17 protein-coding genes are annotated in these 19,347 nt (G+C 43.2%); 3 read left to right on the top strand and 14 right to left on the bottom strand.

What is annotated here, in order from left to right:
- Positions 1–35: 35 nt before the first annotated feature.
- The 4 genes from RMZ41_RS06680 to RMZ41_RS06665 all read right to left on the bottom strand — a co-directional run bounded on the left by RMZ41_RS06680 (position 36) and on the right by RMZ41_RS06665 (position 3,429).
- Entirely contained in the window at positions 36–1,178 is a 1,143-nt protein-coding gene (locus tag RMZ41_RS06680; protein WP_322640248.1) for a hypothetical protein, read from the bottom strand.
- 406 nt (positions 1,179–1,584) lie between these two features.
- Entirely contained in the window at positions 1,585–2,076 is a 492-nt protein-coding gene (locus tag RMZ41_RS06675) for a cytochrome (RefSeq protein WP_322640249.1), read from the bottom strand.
- Positions 2,077–2,172: 96 nt separating this feature from the next.
- Positions 2,173–2,868: a pentapeptide repeat-containing protein gene (locus RMZ41_RS06670; RefSeq protein ID WP_322640250.1), complete on the bottom strand. Its 696-nt coding sequence runs from the start codon at positions 2,866–2,868 to the stop codon at positions 2,173–2,175.
- Between the two features lie 378 nt (positions 2,869–3,246).
- Positions 3,247–3,429 (bottom strand): hypothetical protein, encoded by a 183-nt coding sequence (locus RMZ41_RS06665; RefSeq protein WP_322640251.1) that lies wholly within the window; start codon positions 3,427–3,429, stop codon positions 3,247–3,249.
- Between the two features lie 235 nt (positions 3,430–3,664).
- Here RMZ41_RS06665 and RMZ41_RS06660 point away from each other — a divergent pair, with 235 nt between their 5' ends.
- The gene (locus RMZ41_RS06660; RefSeq protein WP_322640252.1) at positions 3,665–3,793 is read left to right on the top strand and encodes a hypothetical protein; all 129 of its coding nucleotides are present in this window, start codon (positions 3,665–3,667) and stop codon (positions 3,791–3,793) included.
- Positions 3,794–4,070: 277 nt separating this feature from the next.
- Here RMZ41_RS06660 and RMZ41_RS06655 read toward each other — a convergent pair whose 3' ends face one another.
- The 3 genes from RMZ41_RS06655 to RMZ41_RS06645 form a co-directional block, all read right to left on the bottom strand.
- Complete coding sequence (locus RMZ41_RS06655) at positions 4,071–4,574, bottom strand: hypothetical protein (protein ID WP_322640253.1); 504 nt, start codon at positions 4,572–4,574, stop codon at positions 4,071–4,073.
- 555 nt (positions 4,575–5,129) lie between these two features.
- On the bottom strand, positions 5,130–5,279 hold the full coding sequence (locus RMZ41_RS06650) for a hypothetical protein (protein WP_322640254.1): 150 nt from the start codon (positions 5,277–5,279) through the stop codon (positions 5,130–5,132).
- A 200-nt stretch (positions 5,280–5,479) separates the two neighbouring features.
- Positions 5,480–6,283, bottom strand: a complete 804-nt coding sequence (locus RMZ41_RS06645; protein ID WP_322640255.1) for a carbonic anhydrase — start codon at positions 6,281–6,283, stop codon at positions 5,480–5,482.
- Between the two features lie 309 nt (positions 6,284–6,592).
- On the opposite strand from RMZ41_RS06645, the gene RMZ41_RS06640 reads away from it, so the two are divergent.
- Positions 6,593–6,847 carry a hypothetical protein gene (locus RMZ41_RS06640; RefSeq protein WP_322640332.1) on the top strand — a complete coding sequence of 85 codons (255 nt, stop codon included), beginning with the start codon at positions 6,593–6,595 and terminating at the stop codon, positions 6,845–6,847.
- A 114-nt stretch (positions 6,848–6,961) separates the two neighbouring features.
- On the opposite strand, the gene RMZ41_RS06635 is transcribed toward RMZ41_RS06640, so the two are convergent.
- The 6 genes from RMZ41_RS06635 to RMZ41_RS06610 form a co-directional block, all read right to left on the bottom strand.
- Positions 6,962–8,842, bottom strand: a complete 1,881-nt coding sequence (locus RMZ41_RS06635; RefSeq protein WP_322640256.1) for an ABC transporter ATP-binding protein — start codon at positions 8,840–8,842, stop codon at positions 6,962–6,964.
- A 31-nt stretch (positions 8,843–8,873) separates the two neighbouring features.
- Positions 8,874–9,872: an aldo/keto reductase gene (locus tag RMZ41_RS06630; RefSeq protein WP_322640257.1), complete on the bottom strand. Its 999-nt coding sequence runs from the start codon at positions 9,870–9,872 to the stop codon at positions 8,874–8,876.
- 141 nt (positions 9,873–10,013) lie between these two features.
- Positions 10,014–10,634: a GDSL-type esterase/lipase family protein gene (locus RMZ41_RS06625; protein ID WP_322640258.1), complete on the bottom strand. Its 621-nt coding sequence runs from the start codon at positions 10,632–10,634 to the stop codon at positions 10,014–10,016.
- A gap of 312 nt (positions 10,635–10,946) precedes the next feature.
- Entirely contained in the window at positions 10,947–11,615 is a 669-nt protein-coding gene (locus RMZ41_RS06620) for a dienelactone hydrolase family protein (RefSeq protein ID WP_322640259.1), read from the bottom strand.
- Between the two features lie 94 nt (positions 11,616–11,709).
- Positions 11,710–13,248 (bottom strand): amidohydrolase family protein, encoded by a 1,539-nt coding sequence (locus tag RMZ41_RS06615; RefSeq protein ID WP_322640260.1) that lies wholly within the window; start codon positions 13,246–13,248, stop codon positions 11,710–11,712.
- Between the two features lie 180 nt (positions 13,249–13,428).
- Positions 13,429–14,793: an LLM class flavin-dependent oxidoreductase gene (locus tag RMZ41_RS06610; RefSeq protein WP_322640261.1), complete on the bottom strand. Its 1,365-nt coding sequence runs from the start codon at positions 14,791–14,793 to the stop codon at positions 13,429–13,431.
- Positions 14,794–15,494: 701 nt separating this feature from the next.
- Here RMZ41_RS06610 and RMZ41_RS06605 point away from each other — a divergent pair.
- Positions 15,495–17,831, top strand: coding sequence for a cation:proton antiporter (locus tag RMZ41_RS06605; RefSeq protein ID WP_322640262.1), 2,337 nt, complete (start codon positions 15,495–15,497; stop codon positions 17,829–17,831).
- A 492-nt stretch (positions 17,832–18,323) separates the two neighbouring features.
- Here the strand turns inward: RMZ41_RS06605 and RMZ41_RS06600 are convergent, their stop codons facing one another.
- Positions 18,324–19,319: a PRC-barrel domain-containing protein gene (locus RMZ41_RS06600; protein ID WP_322640263.1), complete on the bottom strand. Its 996-nt coding sequence runs from the start codon at positions 19,317–19,319 to the stop codon at positions 18,324–18,326.
- Positions 19,320–19,347: the final 28 nt, after the last annotated feature.

Raw genomic sequence — 19,347 nt, 5'->3', positions numbered from 1 at the left:
CGTAGGGATGGGATATTTTTTTATTTGGAAGTCTCTTATTGGGCGTTAGCTGTGAGTTGATTCCATGTTTTGACTACTGCTTGTAAATCTTTTGGCAGGTTATTGAGAGAAATATCGTTGTACTGAACCGTACCTTCAACGCTTGTAAGAGTAAAGGTGATATAGTCAGCAGCACCACTGGGGGCTGGGTAACTCAGATTCTTGAATTTCCTAAATTTAGAACGTTCTAAATATCTTTGAAATTGTTGGACTTGTTGCCTGGAAACACGGCGAACACTACGTTCAGAATCATTGGCATCACCAATCCGCACGCGAATCAATCTCCCATCTTTGAGTAAAACAGTCTCGTAAGTTCTGCCAGCAAAACCACCACTGGAGATTTGCCGAAATACTATATCTCTATCTAACGGTGGCGGTAACTCGCTAGCTGGAATTTGCACAGGAGACAGCGTACTTTCGCTAGTATTTTCATTCAGCCGGACTACCGAACCTGTTTCATTAGTATGATAAACCAAGGTTTGGTCAACCCCACGGACAACTACCTCCCAGCCTGATATCAAAGCTTGGGCACAGAGTTCATTAGGATTACCTAATTCTAAACACCCATCTCTCCAAGTTTGCTGTTGAGCCTCAATGATGGTTAATTTAGAAATTGGCTCTTGCAAACGTCTGGAGGCGGCTTGCAAAACAACATTTTTTACAGCCGTAGGCAATTTATCTGGTAGATTGTTTGAGGGAGTATTGTCCGAAGCTAAACGTAGCGATCGCCCGTTACTATTAGTATGATAAACCCAATTTTGTCTGCCATTAGATACTACAATCCGCCAACCAGGAACTAACGCTTGGGTACAGAATTCATCAGATTGAGGTAGTTCCAAGCAGCCATCGCGCCAAGTCTGTTGATTATAATCAGTAATTTGCAATTGTCTGGTTGAAATTCCCTGTCTGCGGGCTAAATCTTGCAGTACTGCGTTAGCTACTGGACGTGGCAAGCGGCTTCGTTTAATATTGTCTTTGAGAACTTCATTGCTTGTTTCTAGGGAGAAGTTAGCAGAAGCACCACTAGCATCTTTTATTAGCGTTAAACCACTAGCAACAGATAAAATTCCAGTCAGAATCAAAGCAGTAAAAATTCGTGCTTGGTTGTTATTTAAGTAGTTTTTCAGCATGGATTTCATAGTAATAGAGGAATCTTAATCAAGAGTTTTATAACTCAAAAATAGCGTCTAGTCACTAATAGACAATAAAATATATAATTCCATGACTTCACCAGTTGGAATTAATTTAGTATATGTCTTCTGAAACAGATATAAAGACAGACGCTGATGGACAGATTATTTGTTCCTTATAGAAATTCTGGATGAAAATTTACTTGCTCGAAATCAAACAGCTTTTTATGAGACGCTGCGCGTAGCAAGATACCCATAATAAACTTCTTGTATAAGTCGGGAAAAGGGGAAGGGGAAAGGGGAAAAAGTTCTGTATCGTCCCCTTCCCCTTTAACCTTTACCCTTTTCCCTCTCTTGCAAAAAGCACTTTTGCAAGAGGTCTAGTGACTGATCAAGGTAGCTCACTAATTACAAATTAGTATAAGATTGTTTTGGCGGTAGCGATCGCATTTTCCGCACTCTCCACAATATGAACATTTTCTGGCGACAGCTTTTTGAAGAAAAGTTTGCCTTCTTCATCGTCAGTCAATAAAATTACTTGCTTATTTGCTTTCAAAGCTAGAGCAATTTCTGAAGCAGTTCCTGCACCCATACCACAGGCAATTACTACATCACTGGTGAGAATATTAATATTGTTTCTAGCATTACCCATGTCTGTGAAAATAGCAATATCCACTGAAGAGGAAATCCCATCCTGATTACAATCGCCCGGAAGAATACCAATAGTTAAACCGTCAGCAGATTTTGCACCTTTATTTACTGCATCCATTACCCCTACATTTCTACCGCCAGTAAGTAAAACCCATCCTTGTTTGCCAATAAGTTGACCTACTGTATAAGCATTTTGCAAATCATTTGCTGTCGCATTTTCTCCCCTGCCCATGACCCCAATAATAATTTTTCTCATAGAATTACAGAATTAGTGAGGTGATAAGCAAGAGCCAAAGTATAATATATTGATATTGATCATTAAAACAACATCTGCAATTGCCTCCAACCAAGATCATTGGAGAGCAAAAGCTAAGTCACTTTCAATTAACTTAGTACCAGTGAGGTTAACCCCACTCAAATTGCAAAAGTGAAAAGTTGCCCCTCTTAGGTCTGCAAATGATAAATTAGCTCCTGTTAAATCTGCATTAGTGAGGTTAACTTCGCTTAAGTTAGCCCTACTTAGGTTAGCCCCTTTCAGCGAAGCTTGTTGCAGGTCTGACTTGGTTAAGTTTGTCCTCATTAGATATGCTTTACTCAAATTGACCCCACTTAAATTAGCTTGGCTTAAGTCTGCTGCTGTTAAATCAGCTTTACTTAGATTTGCTTGACTTAGGTCTGCACAACTCAACGAAGCATAACTTAGGTTAATTTCATTTAGTTTTACTGAAGCAAGTACTGCACACCTCAAGTTAGCATTAATAAAATATCTTTCTCCTATTGCATAACGGCGTAAAATTTCATCAGTTGTTACTCTCTCTAAAACAGCTTTTTCAGCGCCTTGATAACACCATGTAGCTTCTAATAGTTTGGCAGCAGTGTTAACAGCTACCTCATCGCACTTAGCAATTATCACACCATTACAGCCATCCCACTGACCGTTAAGCATAAGGGCAATTTCACTAGCGGCAGCAATTGAGTCAAATAGTAAAACAGATTCTTTGTGTTGTTTTAACCAGCTATTCCAACCAATGGAGATAATATTTTTCATTTTTATAATTTTGGCGCGTTAAGTAACGATTACGGCTCTAACTTTCAGATATTAATTAACTCTACTTGTAGCGGTTCTCGTTTCCGTGAGGTACACCTGTAAGCGCAGTAGTGCCATTTCCCTACAATTAGCAATATAATCTTGTACCATATATGAATGGGAACCTTTGTATTGCATCTTTGCCTTAAGTTATTGGTTCGCAGTTAGTTTTACCAGTACTAAAAACTGGGGTTCGTTTTTCAAGATTATCTCTTTTGTGCGCTCCTTTGTGACAAAGCGCTGAACAAAGGCTTACAACCTAGATTCCACCCATTTACAGCGCCCAGTCACAAAAGAGTTATAATTGCCTGAAGTACAAATGTCTCCAAGAATTAAGTTCTAAACAGCTGAGTCGGAGCGTTCAATTTGCTGGCGAATGGTATCAATAGAAGCATTAATACCAGCAAGTTTGGACTCTAAATCATCTCGCATCCAAATTAAGAATTTTAATTTCCGCTCTAAGCTACTTTTGTGCGAAATGGGTTCGCTTCCATAACAAAAATTACCCCAAAAAGGAAACATAGTTTACCTCTGTCTTTAGCTTTTGTAAGAGTGCAATAAAATATTGCACCACTACATTCTGACTAATAACAATCAGGCCGATATGGGTAATAACCGACCTAAATTGTACGTGCTTAACGAACATTACTAAAACCTTTAGGAATTTAATTCACTTTAGCGTCAGGTTCTTTTACAAAATTTTTTGGTAATGACGGACGTAAGCACAGATATACTAATGACCTAAAACTTAATTGCAATGAGCGTAACTTTAGCAAATCGGGAGAACAGCACGCTCAATGCACTTACCAGTAATAAAATTCTTTCCCGTCGCTTTCGCTTTACTCTTGGACTCTCCCAAAGTGGGCTGTTGATTGGCGATCGCTAAAGCGTTACAGTTATTAAATTGATGGTAGTAAAATAACTGCACGCAGTACTGCAAAAGGTGCTAGTTTTCCGAAACTGCTTTATCACCTTTGGCCTGAGCGTAGAATAACTGTAAGCTCGACTTTATCCATTTTTTCACAAAGCGATCGCTATCACTGAAATCTTTGTGAAGCAATAGTTTTACTTTGTTAACTTTATCAATAATGTGTGACGTGCAAAAGGTATTGACAAAAAAGCCATTAGCCTGTGTGCGATTTCGCAAGTAATCTCAGGCAATATTAAGCGCTAATGGCTTGTTGTTCAACTTCAATAAACTGATTCTGAGGTATATCAAATCTAATGGTGCTAGCTGCCCAGTCTTTGAAATCTGGTGCTAGCCAGACTAACTTGCGTAAAATTTCATCATTGACCCATAACACCAGCGGGAACCGGAACTGTTGGCGAAACTCATTTCGCATAATGTTGGTACTAATGATTAGTTGGTTAATTTCAACTACAGATTCTAAACCCCGTATCATCAAAGCTTCGGGTTGATTAGCACCAATCCCAGTTGTAATAGTTGTATACAATGTGTCTGTCACAGGTGAGAGCAGGATTTCGTGAATGTCAGCTGATGAAAATTCTGTTAACACATTCAGCACTTGCTGCTGTCTTTCAACACAATTACAACAAGCTAATATCAGCGAGAATTCACCACTAGAAACCATCATTGCCCTTGCCAGCCTCTTAGTGGCTGCTGTGCTGCTAGCTGTACCGTTTTCTGAATTACTTAAGGCGATCATTAAAAAATCCTACTTTGAATTTTAAAAATATTTAACCAATATTCAGTTATTGTACTCTATGATTTTTTATTCATAAGTGTTAAGCGGGTAATTTTGATGAGGTTTTTGTCTAATACTAAGCATGATAATACGCATTGTCTAAGGAAAGAGTATATTGTGTATTATCTCACACTCACAATTAAAGGATAATGTAAAGCTAGCATCAAAATCATGTAAGCAAAAGATAATGCAAGCAAAAAGCAGCAGTTAAAAAATTAGCAATTTAATTACACTGTATTCTCATAGATTTTGGCATCCACCATTGGTTAAGTAATTATTTTTTAATAAAAAGTAAAAAAAGCAACCAGTACTCAATTTCACAACAAACATTGGCAAGTGTAAGAAAACTTAAGTTACTAATGGTTTCACGTCGCTTAGGGTAAGCTGCTTACAAATCAATAGACCTCTTGCAAAACCATATTCGGCCAGGTGTAAAGTAGTGAAATGGTATTAGCTAATGCAAAATCTCTCTTCCTGAAGGAGGCAGGAGCCACAAAACAAGAAAATTTGGTGTTCTTATTTTAACCGGAAGCTCGCTTGCGATCGCGGCACTTCTAGAGTAAGGTCAGTTTTGTAGGCAATCGAAAGCCCTAATCCGCTCTTGAGATATTGTTGAACTTGACCATAGCTTTGAAACCCAGATGATTCTTCCAACAGCTGTTTCAAGCGTTCTAAGGCTGAATTTTCCTCGTGATGGACAATTCACTTTTAGTTCTTCTCTGCGAAAAAATTTTTCATAAGTAGGTAGGCGTAATTAAATATAAGAGCAAACCTCACCCTCAATTCCTCTCCGATACTTTGGAGAGGGAAGCCGGAGGCAGGGTGAGGTTTTATATTTAACCCACTTATTTATTTACTCTACATTTTCACTTTGTTGTCGAGCCTCGATAAATTCGCTCCATTTGCTCTGGAGAAAGCACTGTCATTGGAAACCATTCACGTGTGGAGACAGGGAGTTCCTCGGACGATTCAAATCCCCTTTGTTGAGTTTTAGTGAAATGTATTTCCACATTGCTAGGTAAAGTCTCATCTATCTCCGATGGAAGAAGCCGATTTTGGGGTAATACATAGGCATGCTTCTGTGCATCGTATGCCAAAATCTCTCCTGTCTCGATCTGATAAATCCAAGCATAAATACTGATTTGCCCTTGGTGGAGCTTAGAGCGAATTACTGGATAAGTCCGTAAATTTTCAATTTGGGTAAGTACATTCTCAGCAATAATGATTTCTAAGAGTTCTTCCCCTTCGTAGTTGCTATAATTGTCTTTCACCAGTCGTCTGGTTGCCTCTGCATACTTGAGCCAGTCATGTACAAGCGGCATTTCTATCCGCAAACTGTCTAACTTCATTAACCCTTTCATAGCACCACAATGTGAGTGACCACAAACTACAATTTGTTGAATATCTAATGCTTGAATAGCATATTCAATTGTTGCGCCTTCACCGCCATTAGTCGCACCAAATGGCGGAATAATGTTGCCTGCATTGCGGATAACAAATAATTCACCTAACCCAGCTTGTGTAATCAGGTTGGGATCGATACGCGAATCGGAACAAGTAATAAATAGTACTCTGGGCTTTTGTCCATGAGAAAGTTGTTCAAACAGTTCTTCATTGGCTGAAAAATAACTACTTTTGAACTCGCGCAAACCTTTAATCAATTTTTTCATTGCAGTACCTAAATCAACAAGCAAGTAATACTTGAAGTTTTCTGTAAAATTTTAGTTCTCAAATTATAGTAAGCACAGATAGGTTAATAATATCTATCTATGAAATATATTGACTTAATAGCTCGGCTTTTGTCATCGCACCATCGGCTGAGTTAAAGGGTGAAATTTATTCTTATATTGTTTAAGCGGGGTTTCCAAGCTACCCTCTGTGGGCGCAATCTTAAGTTAAATAAATCTACAATTGGTAGGAAATTTGCTAGTTTTCCCTTTTAACTTAGCTAATTTATCATTAAGTACCTAAAAATATTGATGCACAATTTACACAATCTAGCGAAACATATCCATCAGCCAACGCATAAATTCTTCGCCTCGGTATCCTCCATCCATCCAAATAGTGTGCAACCGCTTTACCTGATTTCCCGTATCATGAACTCGTTTGAGGACAGTGAAATGTTAAAAATGTTTCCCGAAATCCCTGAGCCTATTTTATTAACCCAGATTTTTGCCAAGCTTACTTCTTTAGGACGTATTCATCCCGTTTCTACAGGCGTTGAACCCTCGTAAATTGGCAGAGGTATTGGTAAGTAACACAGCATTTTCTGGACTTTTGGTATAGTCGCTCAAACGTACCCGAAAACCTTCATGTTCCAACGAAAAAATCTTTCCTTTCGTGTTTTGTCAAGCGATTATTCCATTTTGAAGATTGTCTGTACCACTGTGAACCTCATGTATGCGTTCCTCGCCGAGATTCTCCGGGAGAAATCCACCTGCTTGCATTTTCCATAACCTGTGGTAAGCGCCGCCAAGTGCCAGCAATTTAGCGTGGGAACCATCTTCGATAATCCGACCTTTGTCGAACACCAAAATCCGGTCTAGATGGACGATGGTAGATAATCGATGAGCTACCACAATGACCGTTTTACCATTCATTGCTAAGTCGAGGGTATCTTGGATCGCTTTTTCGGTGATTGAATCGAGGCTGGAGGTGGCTTCATCTAAAATCAGGATCGGCGCGTCTTTGAGGATTACCCGTGCGATCGCAATTCGCTGCCTCTGCCCTCCAGATAACTTGACACCACGTTCGCCCACCAGAGAATTGTAACCATCCTGACTTTGAATGATGAAATCGTGAGCATTAGCCTTTCGCGCCGCCTCGAAGACTTCCTCATCGGTTGCATCTAAGCGTCCGTAACGAATATTTTCTAGCAAAGTGCGATGGAACAGAGATGGATCTTGAGGAATCAAGCTAATTTGAGCGTGTAGGGCATCCTGAGTCATATCTCGAATATCAACCCCATCAATAATAATCTGTCCAGATTGGGGGTCGAACAAACGCAGAATTAGATTGACAAAGCTAGATTTTCCAGAACCAGAAAAGCCTACTAATCCAACACGCTGTCCCGCTTGAATGGTGACAGAAAGGTTGGTGAAAACTTTCTTCTCTTCTGTGTAGTTGAAATTCACCCGCCGAAATTCAATTTTACCTTGGGTAATTGGGTGGGCGATCGCGCGATCGCAATCCACTAACTCGTGGGGTTGAACGATGATAAAAACACCATTGGCGACATTGCCGATATGTTCAAAAAATTCCAGAAAGCGGCGGCTCAAATTCCGGGCTTCACTGATAATCAATAGCGATAAGCTGGTTGCAACGACGAAATCAGCAGTTGCAATCTTCCCTTGACTCCAGAGGGAGAGTGAATAATATAGGGTACTGATTTTGAGTATGGCTGCCGAAAGGTATTGAAACCAGCGAATTCGCTCCGAGTACCAATTGGATTTTCTCACCTCTTTGATTTCGCGCCTTAATTGCTCGTTCAAATAGCGTCGTTCAAAATCCAAACGAGCAAACAGTCGGCTGCTGGTGAGATTTGTTACCGAATCTACGATGATGCCAGTTGTTTCACTTCTGGCGGCTGCGGCTTTCCGAGAGTAAATTCGGCAGCGAGTTGCCAGCCAGAATGAAATAGTGATGAAGAGAACTGCCCACGCGCCCACGAGTGCAGCTAAGGGAGGATAGGCACGATACAATATCGTCGTGGCGACGCTATACACAACGATTACTGGCATAAATTCAGTAATCAGCATTTGCATCGTCTGGGTAACACCCAGAGAAGTTTCGCTAATTCGATGTGCTAATGCCCCAGAAAAACTGCTGCTCATGTAGCGATGCGAATGGTGTTGCAAGTATGCATATAGCGATCGCACTATATGCTGTCGGTGGATTGGATGAAGAATGGTTTGCAAGAGTCCAGCCGATCGCCCGAATATCACTTCACCTACACTTAAAGCAGTGAAAAGTATTAGGGGTTGCTTAATGGCATCAAAAATGGGCTGGCTATCGCCCGTTGATTTCGTCACGCCTCGGATAATCTCACCAATAGCATAAGGCAACATAATGCCACAGGTTGCGTGTACCATCTCCAGGAACACCATTAACACATACCACCAGCGAAACTGGTTAACGAAATACAAAATGAACCTGAATGGAGTTGATGGCAGGTTTGGTGCATCAGCAGCACGTTGAAAAGATTTGAATTGTCTGGTCTTTTTCGTCATGAGAGGCAATCCACTGTCATTTCCATAATTTCTAACGAAGAGAATCTCCTCTTCGGTATTCAGCTGTTAGGTCGTCTAACTTTTGTTTTAAACTGTCGTCGAGTTTTACTTCTACTGCCTTGAGGTTGTCAGCAAGTTGTTGTGGACGGCTAGCGCCAATGATTGGGGCAGTGATAATGGGATTAGATAAAACCCAAGCTACTGCTAGGGTGGTGAGGGAAAATCCGGCGAGATCCGCGATTGTGCGTAATTCTTCGACAGTATTGAATTCGCGATCGTGCCAGTAGCGTTCTTGATAACGTTCTGCGGCAGCACCTAACGTAAAACGTGTACCAAAGGTGGGGCCTTGAGCGAGAATGTGTTTCCCCGTGAGCAGACCACCCGCTAAGGGATTGTAGGAAATTACACCCAGTCCTTCTTCTTTAGCTAGGGGCAATAGTTCTCGCTCAATTTCGCGGAACAACAGGTTGTAGCGGGGCTGAATTGAGACGAACTTGGTTAGATTGCGTGTTTCGGCGCGACCCAAGGCGCGGGCGAGTCGGTAGGCTAAGAAGTTGGAAACCCCAATGTAGCGTACCTTGCCAGCACGAACTATCGCGTCCAGCGCTTCCAGGGTTTCATCGAGAGGAGTGGAAGCATCGTCGGAGTGCAATTGGTACAGGTCGATATAGTCGGTTCCCAAACGTTGTAGGGAAGCATCGATCGCATCTAGAATATGTTTGCGCGAAGCACCCTGATCCCAAGGTGCAGGGCCAACCCGGCCGACGCACTTGGTAGCTAAAATAAAATGTTCGCGTTTGCCTTTGAGCCAGCGCCCAATTATTTCTTCGGTACGCCCAGCAGTAGTAAGTCCCCCGCCAAGTGGATAAACATCAGCTGTATCTAAAAAGTTTATTCCGCCATCGGCTGCGGTGTCGAGGATATCTCTAGAAGTTTCTTCGTCAGTCTGCAAACCAAAGGTCATAGTGCCGAGACAGAGACGCGAAACGGTCAATCCAGTTTTACCGAGATTAGTAGTTGGTAAAGTCATAAAAATGTTGTTGATTGAGAAAGTTTTGAAATTTTTAAATAGAATGCAATGCGATGTGCGTTCCGCCCCGCTTTGCTAACGCAAAATTAAAAGCCTATAGGACACATCGACTAAGCCATGATTATCCCGATGTCGGCATTTTTAAGGTGTGAACCAATTTAACCAACCTTCCCAGTTTTGGACGATCGCAGCAAATTCTGCATAACCATCAGCTTTTGGGTGAGCGCCGTCATTAGCTTTTGCTTCCGCTAGCCAGATCGGTGACTTCACCAAACTAGAAAACACATTAAGATAAGGAACATCTAGTTCATTACAAACCAACGCGAATTCCTTTGACAGATTTGCAAGAATTTGATTTCTTTTTTCTTGATCGAGATCACCACAGGGTGGCGGACTAACCATCAAGATCGGATAGAGTTGCTTTGCTTGGCTTAAGATATTGCGAGCATTTGCGATCGACTCTGAAAGTTCGATTCCTTGCTGTTTACCCGCCCATCCTGAATCATTTGCCCCGAAAGAAAACACTACTCGACCATCAGATTCTTTTGGGAGACGATAGGAGACTTCCGAGTACCAACGTTGTTTGAGATACCGACTTGTCTCTGCCCGCACCCCCAAGTTGTAATGGGTGATAGCGTATCCTCTTGACTCAGCATTGCGGCACACTCTACCTGTCCAACCTAGAAACTCTGGATCGCCTGTGCCATTGACAAAGGATTCACCAATAAAACAAATTCTGATTTCTTTGCGAGAATCTGACATAATTCAACTGAATTTTACCGAAATAGTTCGGTTTTGGTTTGAGAAGAAGCATTATGTTCATGATTCTAGTGGTCTGCCAACCCAAAAATGCAGGGTGAGGGCTGGGTAAAGGGGAAGGTGGGGCCCCCTCTGGGGATAAGGGGCGGGGGTACTGGGTTTGGGATTTAAAACCTTTCCCCTTTCCCCTTTACCCTTTACCCCGCCAAGTCACGAAAGCGAACTACTAGAAGATATTAATATATTGTTATGTTAGGCAGGCAAGACGCTGCCTATCTCACTGAATATTGCAAGTTAGTTTTTGAACATTTCACCTCAAGCGACTACAGAAATTTCACGTCGGTTCTGGGAAATTAGCCATTGTTGTAACTTCGGATCGCCGTATACCTCATCTGCAATAAAATGATCGCCTTCTGGTAGCACTGTCAAATCAACTTTTCCGCCTACTTTGCGTAAGCGCTCAACAAAATGCTCTGTGTCCTCAATTGGGAGATTTTTGTCTTGTCCACCTTGGAATATCTGAACGGGAATGTCTTTGAGTGCAGCTAGTTCGCTTTCTCCTAATGTCTTGGGTACACGTCCAGATACAGGTACTAGTCCTGCGAAGCGATCGCTCTGCAAAGCCGCGATATGCCAGATACCGGCCGAGCCTAAGCTGAACCCGGCTAATATCACCCGCGCTGGATCGACGGGCTGGGAAGCGATCAGTTCATCAAGTAAAGCAAGTACATCATCTGCTCGATCTGCCCAAGTCTGTTCTTCTGGAATCTGGGGTGCGGCGAAGACATAAGGTAATGAGTCGGATAAATCTACGAAACGAGGTAGACCCCATTTCAGCAGCACATTCAGATCCGTTCCGCGATCGCGTCCTCCGTGCAGAAACAAAACTAAGGGTGCAGGTTGCTTGGCATTATCAGAAACAGGCGAGAAAAGATAAGGCAAGGAACCATTACTGGTGTCGTGGGAACGTTGTTCAACTGGCATACTTGTGACTCCTAATTTAATTGGGAATTGGGCATGGGGCATTGGGCATTGATTATTTATCCTCATCTCCCCCCCCACGCCCTCATGTCGGCTTTTACGCCACTACCAGACTCTTGTCTACTTGTTTAAATTCGGTGTTACCGACTTTGGATTCGATCGCAGTACCCTTGAAGAAATCGGGGTTTGCTTGGGTGTAAAACTTGTAGGGATTAGCGAATACATAAGATTTAAAGTCGGCTTCGGAAATAACGCCTTCTTGAACTAAATCCCAGCTTTCAGCCAAGGGGGAAGTCAAGTCTGGTACATCCCAGTGACCAACATCGGAGGAATAGATGGCGTTGATCTTGACTCCCAACGGATTGGCTTTATCGTTGAATGCCGTAGCAATTGTGCGATCGTCTGACTCGGAACCAAAGAAGAAACTATTTACCCAGCGATCGCGGATATCTTCAATTGTTTCAATCCCTGCTGCGGCAAAATCGTCCAATTCGCTACCAATGGGCGCACGGCTATGACGGCTAAATGAAGCTCCTAGTACAGTTTTGGTCAATTCGTCCTTGTCGAGGGAATGCCCTTGAGTAACTTCTGCACCATAGCGTTCAAATATTTCAAATAGCTCATCAGCATTTGTCAATGCTGGATTGTAGTTTTCCAATGCCTTGATATTGCGCTTCAAGAACCGATCTACCAAATGGATGTAGACACGCGCACCCCAATCTGCCCCACCTTCTAGCATCGCTACACGCAACTGGGGAAAACGCTTGGTAACACCACCGAAGAACAACGCTTTAGCAAAGGCTTCTGAACCATCGGCAAAGTGACCGATATGGTTGTTCATGTAGTTACTGATGGAGGAGCGTCCAGTCCAACCCTGACTGCCGTAATGGGTGGTGACGGGTACGCCTAATTCCACGACTTTCGCCCAGAAGGGATCGTAGTCGTATTCACTATCTAATCCGTAGAAGTCGATATAAGAAGCATACTTGGCGATTTCGGGGAATTTATCGGCTGGATATTTATCAGCGATCGCTTTAATCGGTCGCTTCACTCCGCCAGTGATATTAATTACTTTCAAACCAAGTGTTTTTACTGCAAACTCTAGCTCCTCAATGCCTTCTTGGGGAGTAGTTAAGGGAATACCAGCTACCGGTGTCAGGCGATCGCTATATTTCCGATAAATATCAGCATGATAGTGATTGACTGCACGTTGCAGCGCCTGACGATTCTCTGCACTTGCTCCAGCTGGTGCTAGGACATTATTCGGAAACAGCACCGAATAGTCCGATCCTTGCTCCGCTTGACGCTCATATAGCAGTCCGGGCAGGGTGTAAGTAGCTAAATCCAGTGTGTTTTTGGTCACTCTGGCCCACCAAGGCGATCGGATTGTCCGGTTGTATTGACGTTCTTCAGGGGTTTGTTGATACCAGTCTTTACCGTTGCTTTTGGAGTTGAGACGGGAGGCTTCGGTTTTACGTAACTCGTCTACGAGTTTCACGCCACCGTACTGGGCGATGTAATCTTCAAAAGCTGGGGTGAAATCATTGGTGTGAACGTCGGTGTCGATTACTGGATAATCAAGGGTTGCTCTGATTGCGGCGGAACGTGAGGTTTTTAATCGGCTGTATTCAGTCATGTTTTTTCCTTTAAAAAATTACAAGGTTTTCTCTAGCATCAATGCTGCTATTGACGAATAGATTTTCTGTAGAGACGGCAATTTATCGCGTCTTTAACTAGGATTTCAAGTTCCGTAGGGCGGCGATCTACAGAAGGTGCAGTTTAAAAGGTATGGTTTAACCATCTGTGAAAAATTTATTTACGCCAACACAAGACTCTTATCCACTTGTTTTGCAGCAAAACGATTGACTGGACGACGCAACCCTAAATTTTCACGCAAAGTACTGGCCTCGTATTCGGTACGGAACAATCCGCGTTTTTGCAAGATCGGAACAACCAGGTTAACGAATTCATCTAATCCTGTGGGGAGGATTGGCGGCATAATATTAAAGCCATCTGCTGCACCGTTGTTGAACCATTCTTCTAACTGGTCGGCAATGGTTTCGGGAGTACCAAGTATGGTGCGATGTCCTCGTGCAGTGGCAAGAGAGAGATACAACTGACGCAGTGTGAGAGTGTTACGAGTCGCCAAATCTCTGACTAGTTTGAGACGACTTTTGTTAGTGTTGGTGTCGCTAGGCAATTCAGGAGCCACATCATCTAAAGAATATTTAGATAGATCCACACCTTTGTAATAGTTCTTTAAAATTCCCCAAGCGACATCGGGATGAATCAAAGATTGCAGGAATTCGTACTTCTCTTGAGCTTCTGCTTCAGTACGGCCAATGATTGGGAAAGCACCAGGCATAATTTTAAGATCGTCTGGCGATCGCCCATATTGTGCTAGTCTCCCTTTGACATCAGCATAAAATTCTTGGGCATCAGCTAGGGTTTGATTGGCAGTGAAAATCACCTCGGCGGTACGTGCAGCTAAGTCCCGCCCCGATTCTGAGGCTCCAGCTTGAACAATCACGGGGTAGCCTTGAGGCGGACGACCGACGTTCAAAGGGCCTTGTACAGAAAAATATTTGCCCTTGTGGTTGAGTGTATGCAGTTTATCTGGGTCGAAATAGACACCAGATTCTTTGTCACGGATGAAAGCATCATCTTCCCAGCTATCCCACAGTCCTTTCACCACTTCCACAAATTCTTCGGCGCGTTCATAACGCTGGCTATGTTCTGGGTGATGCTCAAGTCCGAAATTACGGGCAGCGTTCTCATTGCCTGTGGTCACTACATTCCAGCCCGCGCGGCCGTTACTCAAGTAGTCCAAAGAGGCAAACTTCCGAGCTAGGGTGTAGGGTTCTTCATAAGTAGTCGAAGCGGTGGAAATGAAGCCGATATTTTGGGTAACGGAGGACAAGGCCGAGAAGAGAGTGACCGGCTCGAAATGAGCAATTTTACCGTTACGATACTGAGTTTCTGGAGAGCCACCCCAGACTCCTGGACTATCTGCGAGAAAAACTGCATCAAACAAGCCGCGTTGGGCAGTCTGGGTAATTTCCTTGTAATGCTCGAAATTCAATCCAGCATCTGCTTGTGCATCGGGGTGTCGCCAAGAGGAAACATGATGACCGGTGGCTTGAATGAATGCACCTAAACGAAACTTGCGTGTTGTACTCATGCTTTTTCTTTTCTATAGTTGATTGCTGATTTGCGTATAACTAATGGTTTTTTATGTAACCTCAGCGTGCGATCGCAAGGCTTTGGCTTTTTCCTAACTGTTTGTCAAATTATGGCTACGTGGCAAATGTCTGATGAGTAGACAACAATATGCTTACTTTCAACTACTGACATCCAGCAAAAAAAGACTCTGATGGCAGATTACTCAAATCTTTCCATACAAAGCTTTTGGCTAGCATTTACTGCTAACTCAATACTGAAATGTAATAATTGAATGCTTTCAAAGCAACTAAATTTACGCTTCAGTTGCTTTACATGGAATGAAATAACCAAACTGTCTGTAAGTTAGGTTAATAGCACAGCAATAAGGTTGCTGCTGCTTGGCGCTCGAACTACCATAAATTTATGTAGCAATTTTACTTTGCAGATAGAGTCTACACGATTGCATACAAAAAAATATGTACTGACCAACACAATATCATGAAATACTAATTATTAGATTATCTAATATTAAGTATTGCAAACTAATTGTTTGCGATCGCAATTGGGGCAGATATAACGTACCTGACACTTAGTATTTGAACTGGATGAATCCACCTTTAATATTTGTGAACAATGCCCAATGCCCAATGCCCAATGCCCAATGCCCAAAACTTTGTATGCTGAATTAATAGGTCTTAATAAATAGTTCTTTTAAAACTGGTGCAAGAAGATTTTAGGCTAATTGTTGATTTAGTTTTAGTTTTGGGCGTTGCAGCCTGTGGCGGACTGCTGGCAGCACTTTTACGACAACCCGTGCTGCTAGGCTATCTCATCGGCGGGATGATTATCGGGCCAGCCGGACTGGGATTGATTAAAGAAGTTATTCAAGTAGAGACTCTGGCACAGTTTGGGGTTGCCTTTTTGTTATTCGCCTTGGGTGTGGAATTTTCCTTTGCGGAACTCAAGAAAGTAAAAGCGATCGCTCTTGGTGGAGGTGGACTCCAGATTGCTTTAACGATTTTGGTAACAGTTGTGGTGTGCGGTTTAAGCGGGGCTTGGGGAGCTTTACCCGCTAAGGGGATGTTTTTGGGCTGCATTCTTTCCTTGTCTTCCACGGCGGTTGTCCTCAAGTGCTTGATGGAACGCAATGAAACAGAAACCCCTCACGGACAAGTGATGCTGGGAATTTTGGTAGTACAGGACTTGGCACTAGGATTGATGTTAGCAGTTTTACCAGCCCTTAACCAACCAGCAGAAACTATTGGCATCGCCGTACTGACAGCGCTACTGTGGATTGCTTTATTTGCTGCTGGTGCGGTAGCTGCGGGGATGTGGATAATACCGCCTTTGTTGCAACTGTTAGCCCGTACCGAAAGCCGAGAATTATTTTTATTAGGGGTTGTAGCCTTATGTTTGGGCATTGCCCTGTTGACAGAGCATTTGGGGCTGTCCATTGAAATGGGGGCATTTGTCGCGGGTTTGATGATTTCTGAGGTGGAGTACGCCGATCAAACCCTGACTTATGTGGAACCTCTGCGAGATATCTTTGCCAGTTTATTTTTTGCCGCCATTGGGATGTTAATTGACCCAGTGTTTTTGTGGAACAACCTAGAATTGATTTTAGGGTTGGTGGCGCTAGTTTTCGTAGGTAAATTTTTGATTGTCACCCCCTTAGTGAAACTATTCCGCTACCCTTTAAAAACAGCCATAATCGCCGGTTTGGGACTGGCACAAATTGGAGAATTTTCCTTTGTTCTGGCTAGTGAGGGGCAATCTTTAGGGTTGGTGTCCCGCCAGGTATACTTATTAATTTTGGGAACCACCGCAGTTACTCTCATGCTGACTCCCTTTGTATTGCGGTTAGTGCCATTTTTATTTAACCTTGCCGAATCAATGCCTTGGTTGAAACCGTACTTAGAAGAACAAGAAGCGCTCGATGTATCAGAAGATTTGCCCTTTAAAGACCATGTAGTAGTCTGTGGCTATGGGCGAGTCGGCAAGAATTTGGTGAAGTTGTTGCTGCAACATGATTTACCTGTGGTGGTAATTGACCAATCAGAGAGGAGAATTCAGCAGTTACGTGAGGCTGGGGTGTCTTATGTTTATGGCAATTGCGTCAGTTTACATGTTCTGGAAACCGCGGGCGTGAATCATGCCAAAGGAATGGCGATCGCACTCCCCGATCCCATAAGTACCCGTCTTTGCTTAAAACGCGCTCTGGAATTGCGCCCAGAATTAGATTTGGTTGTCCGTGCTACCCAGGATAAAAATATTGAAGTGCTGTATCAATTGGGAGCCAAAGAAGTTGTGCAACCAGAGTTTGAAGCCAGCTTAGAAATGGCAACTCATTTATTAACTAGCTTAGGCTTGTTGTCGCCCGATGTAGTCCAAAAGGAAATGCAGCAAATCCGCAACGATCATTATTTAGATTTTCGGCCAGAACGTTCTGCAACTGAAGTTGCTCGTGATTTACGTCAAGCGACTCGCGATCTAAATCAGCGCTGGTATCCTCTGCCGGATTATTCGCCTTTAATTGGCATGACTATAGAAGAAGCAGATATGCGCTACTTAACAGGAGCGAGTTTGATGGCGATTCGCCGCGCTAACGGCGATGAAATCGATTATCCCAAGAATCAAACCAAATTGGAAACAGGCGATCGCCTCTTAGTAGTGGGAGCAGATGAAGAATTAGCAGCTTTAGCAGAATTCGCTAAGGGACAGGCGGCGGTTCCTGGAGAAAATAGTGCCTGCCAGTGGGTTACAGTCAATGCAGATGCGCCGACACTAGGAAAAACCCTTGCAGATTTAGATAGCAAGCAATTTGGAGTACAGATACAGGCGATCCGGCGAGATGGTAAATTTATCCGCTATCCCGATGGTGGCATGGATTTGCAAGTCGGCGACCAAGTATTATTATGTGGTAGCTTGACAGGTTTGAGTCAACTAGAACAGTTATTTGCGATCGCCAGTTCAGTACCCCTTTCTCTTGCAGTAGCGAAAGCTGCTGAGGCCGAAGCGCTCAAAGAGTTTCTACCTGCGGATACTGTGATTGATTGATAATCCACTGGCACGAGTAAGTGGCTCAATCTAGCGATCGCGTCGCATCTTTCAGACTACCTACTTAGAAAAACTTGAACTAATTTTAGATAGTCCCCCAATACGGTTTGGTTAAAGGGGAAGGGGAAAGGTTTTGAATACATCCTTTACCCTTTACCCGCAAACCCATTCCCCAAACCACAAGGAAAATGAAAAATAGACCTCTTGCAAAAGTGCAAAAAGCACTTTTCTGGGGAAAGGGAAAAGGTTAAAGGGGAAAGGGAAAATAACAAACCTTTCCCCCTTCCCCCTTCCCCTTTTCCCGACTTTTGCAAGAAGTCTAATGCTTATCCGAAACGTATTGCCCAGTCCCTTGCTATAAAAGTAGAAAACTGGCTCGAACCTCGCTAAAAAATTAGCCCTCTCCTTGTAAGTAAGGAAAAGGCTGAATTAATCTTAAAATACTTCCTAATTTTCCGGTTGAATTACGAATTACGAATTACGAATTACGAATTAATATCCGCCTTCTTCTTCGTATTCTGGCTGTCTTTCCTTAACTTTCTTAGGAATATTCACAGGCTTCGGCTCATCTTCCCAAGCATCGCCGTCTACGTCGTCATAATCATCGTATTCATCAACATAAGGCTTGCTATAAGGCTTGGCTTCATACTTTAGCGGCTGAGGTTGTTGATACTTGTCGCTACCTGTTGCTTCACTCCAGTTATCTTCTTCCTCATCTTCTTCGTATTGAATAGATTCATACTGCCGCGCCTTCATTACCTGACGCTGTGGCCTTTCTTCTTCCACATAGTCTTCTGTCCATTCCTCTTCCCGCGCTACAGGTTCGGGGGCGCGAACTTTTTGTCTCGGTGGCTGCAATGGCACTCCACTAGGCAGTTGATTAGCTGGTGCAACTTGGCGTGGTGGAGTATAGCCGTAGTCTTCTTCTGCATCCCTCTCCCACGGTGCTTTGCCGATACCCAAACGCTCTAGTAAACCAGTTGTCAACTGATTCACCCGTTCTTCGGCTCCTTCAAACACAATCAACCGATTGGGGCCAGTACTGACAATTTCATCTACTGAGAACTCGTAAGTACTCAAAAATTGATCGGGAATTTGGGGCAATCCTAAAGAAGCGATGACTATGGAGTTAAGCTTCCCGGTTTCGCCGTTGAATTTGAAGCCCCGAACTTTACCTAGTACTTCACCTGTTTCTGTAATTACTTCCCAGTTAATCAGATTGCTGAGAGATTCAACTTCGATATCTTCAATGACATCTTCGTTATCAACTAAGATAACATCACCGATCTGGCTGATGTTGTTGAGGTACATATAGCGCGGTATGCCCGAAATGGAGATCAGGCTGTCTCGCAAACCAAGAGCCACTACCTCTCGTTGATCAATATCAACCCAGACTTGACTGATGATGCCTAGCCGCTTGCCGTTGTCGCGGGTGATCACCTGAGTGTTTAATATATCGGAACGTCTAATTATCTGTTCGGAGGTCATTCTATACCGAGTCCTGATCTCGAATCCG

Source organism: Nostoc sp. DedVER02 (assembly GCF_034530675.2).
Taxonomy (GTDB): Bacteria; Cyanobacteriota; Cyanobacteriia; order Cyanobacteriales; family Nostocaceae; genus Nostoc.
Note: the sequence above shows the minus strand (reverse complement) of the source record. Positions and strands in the feature narration are given on the sequence as shown.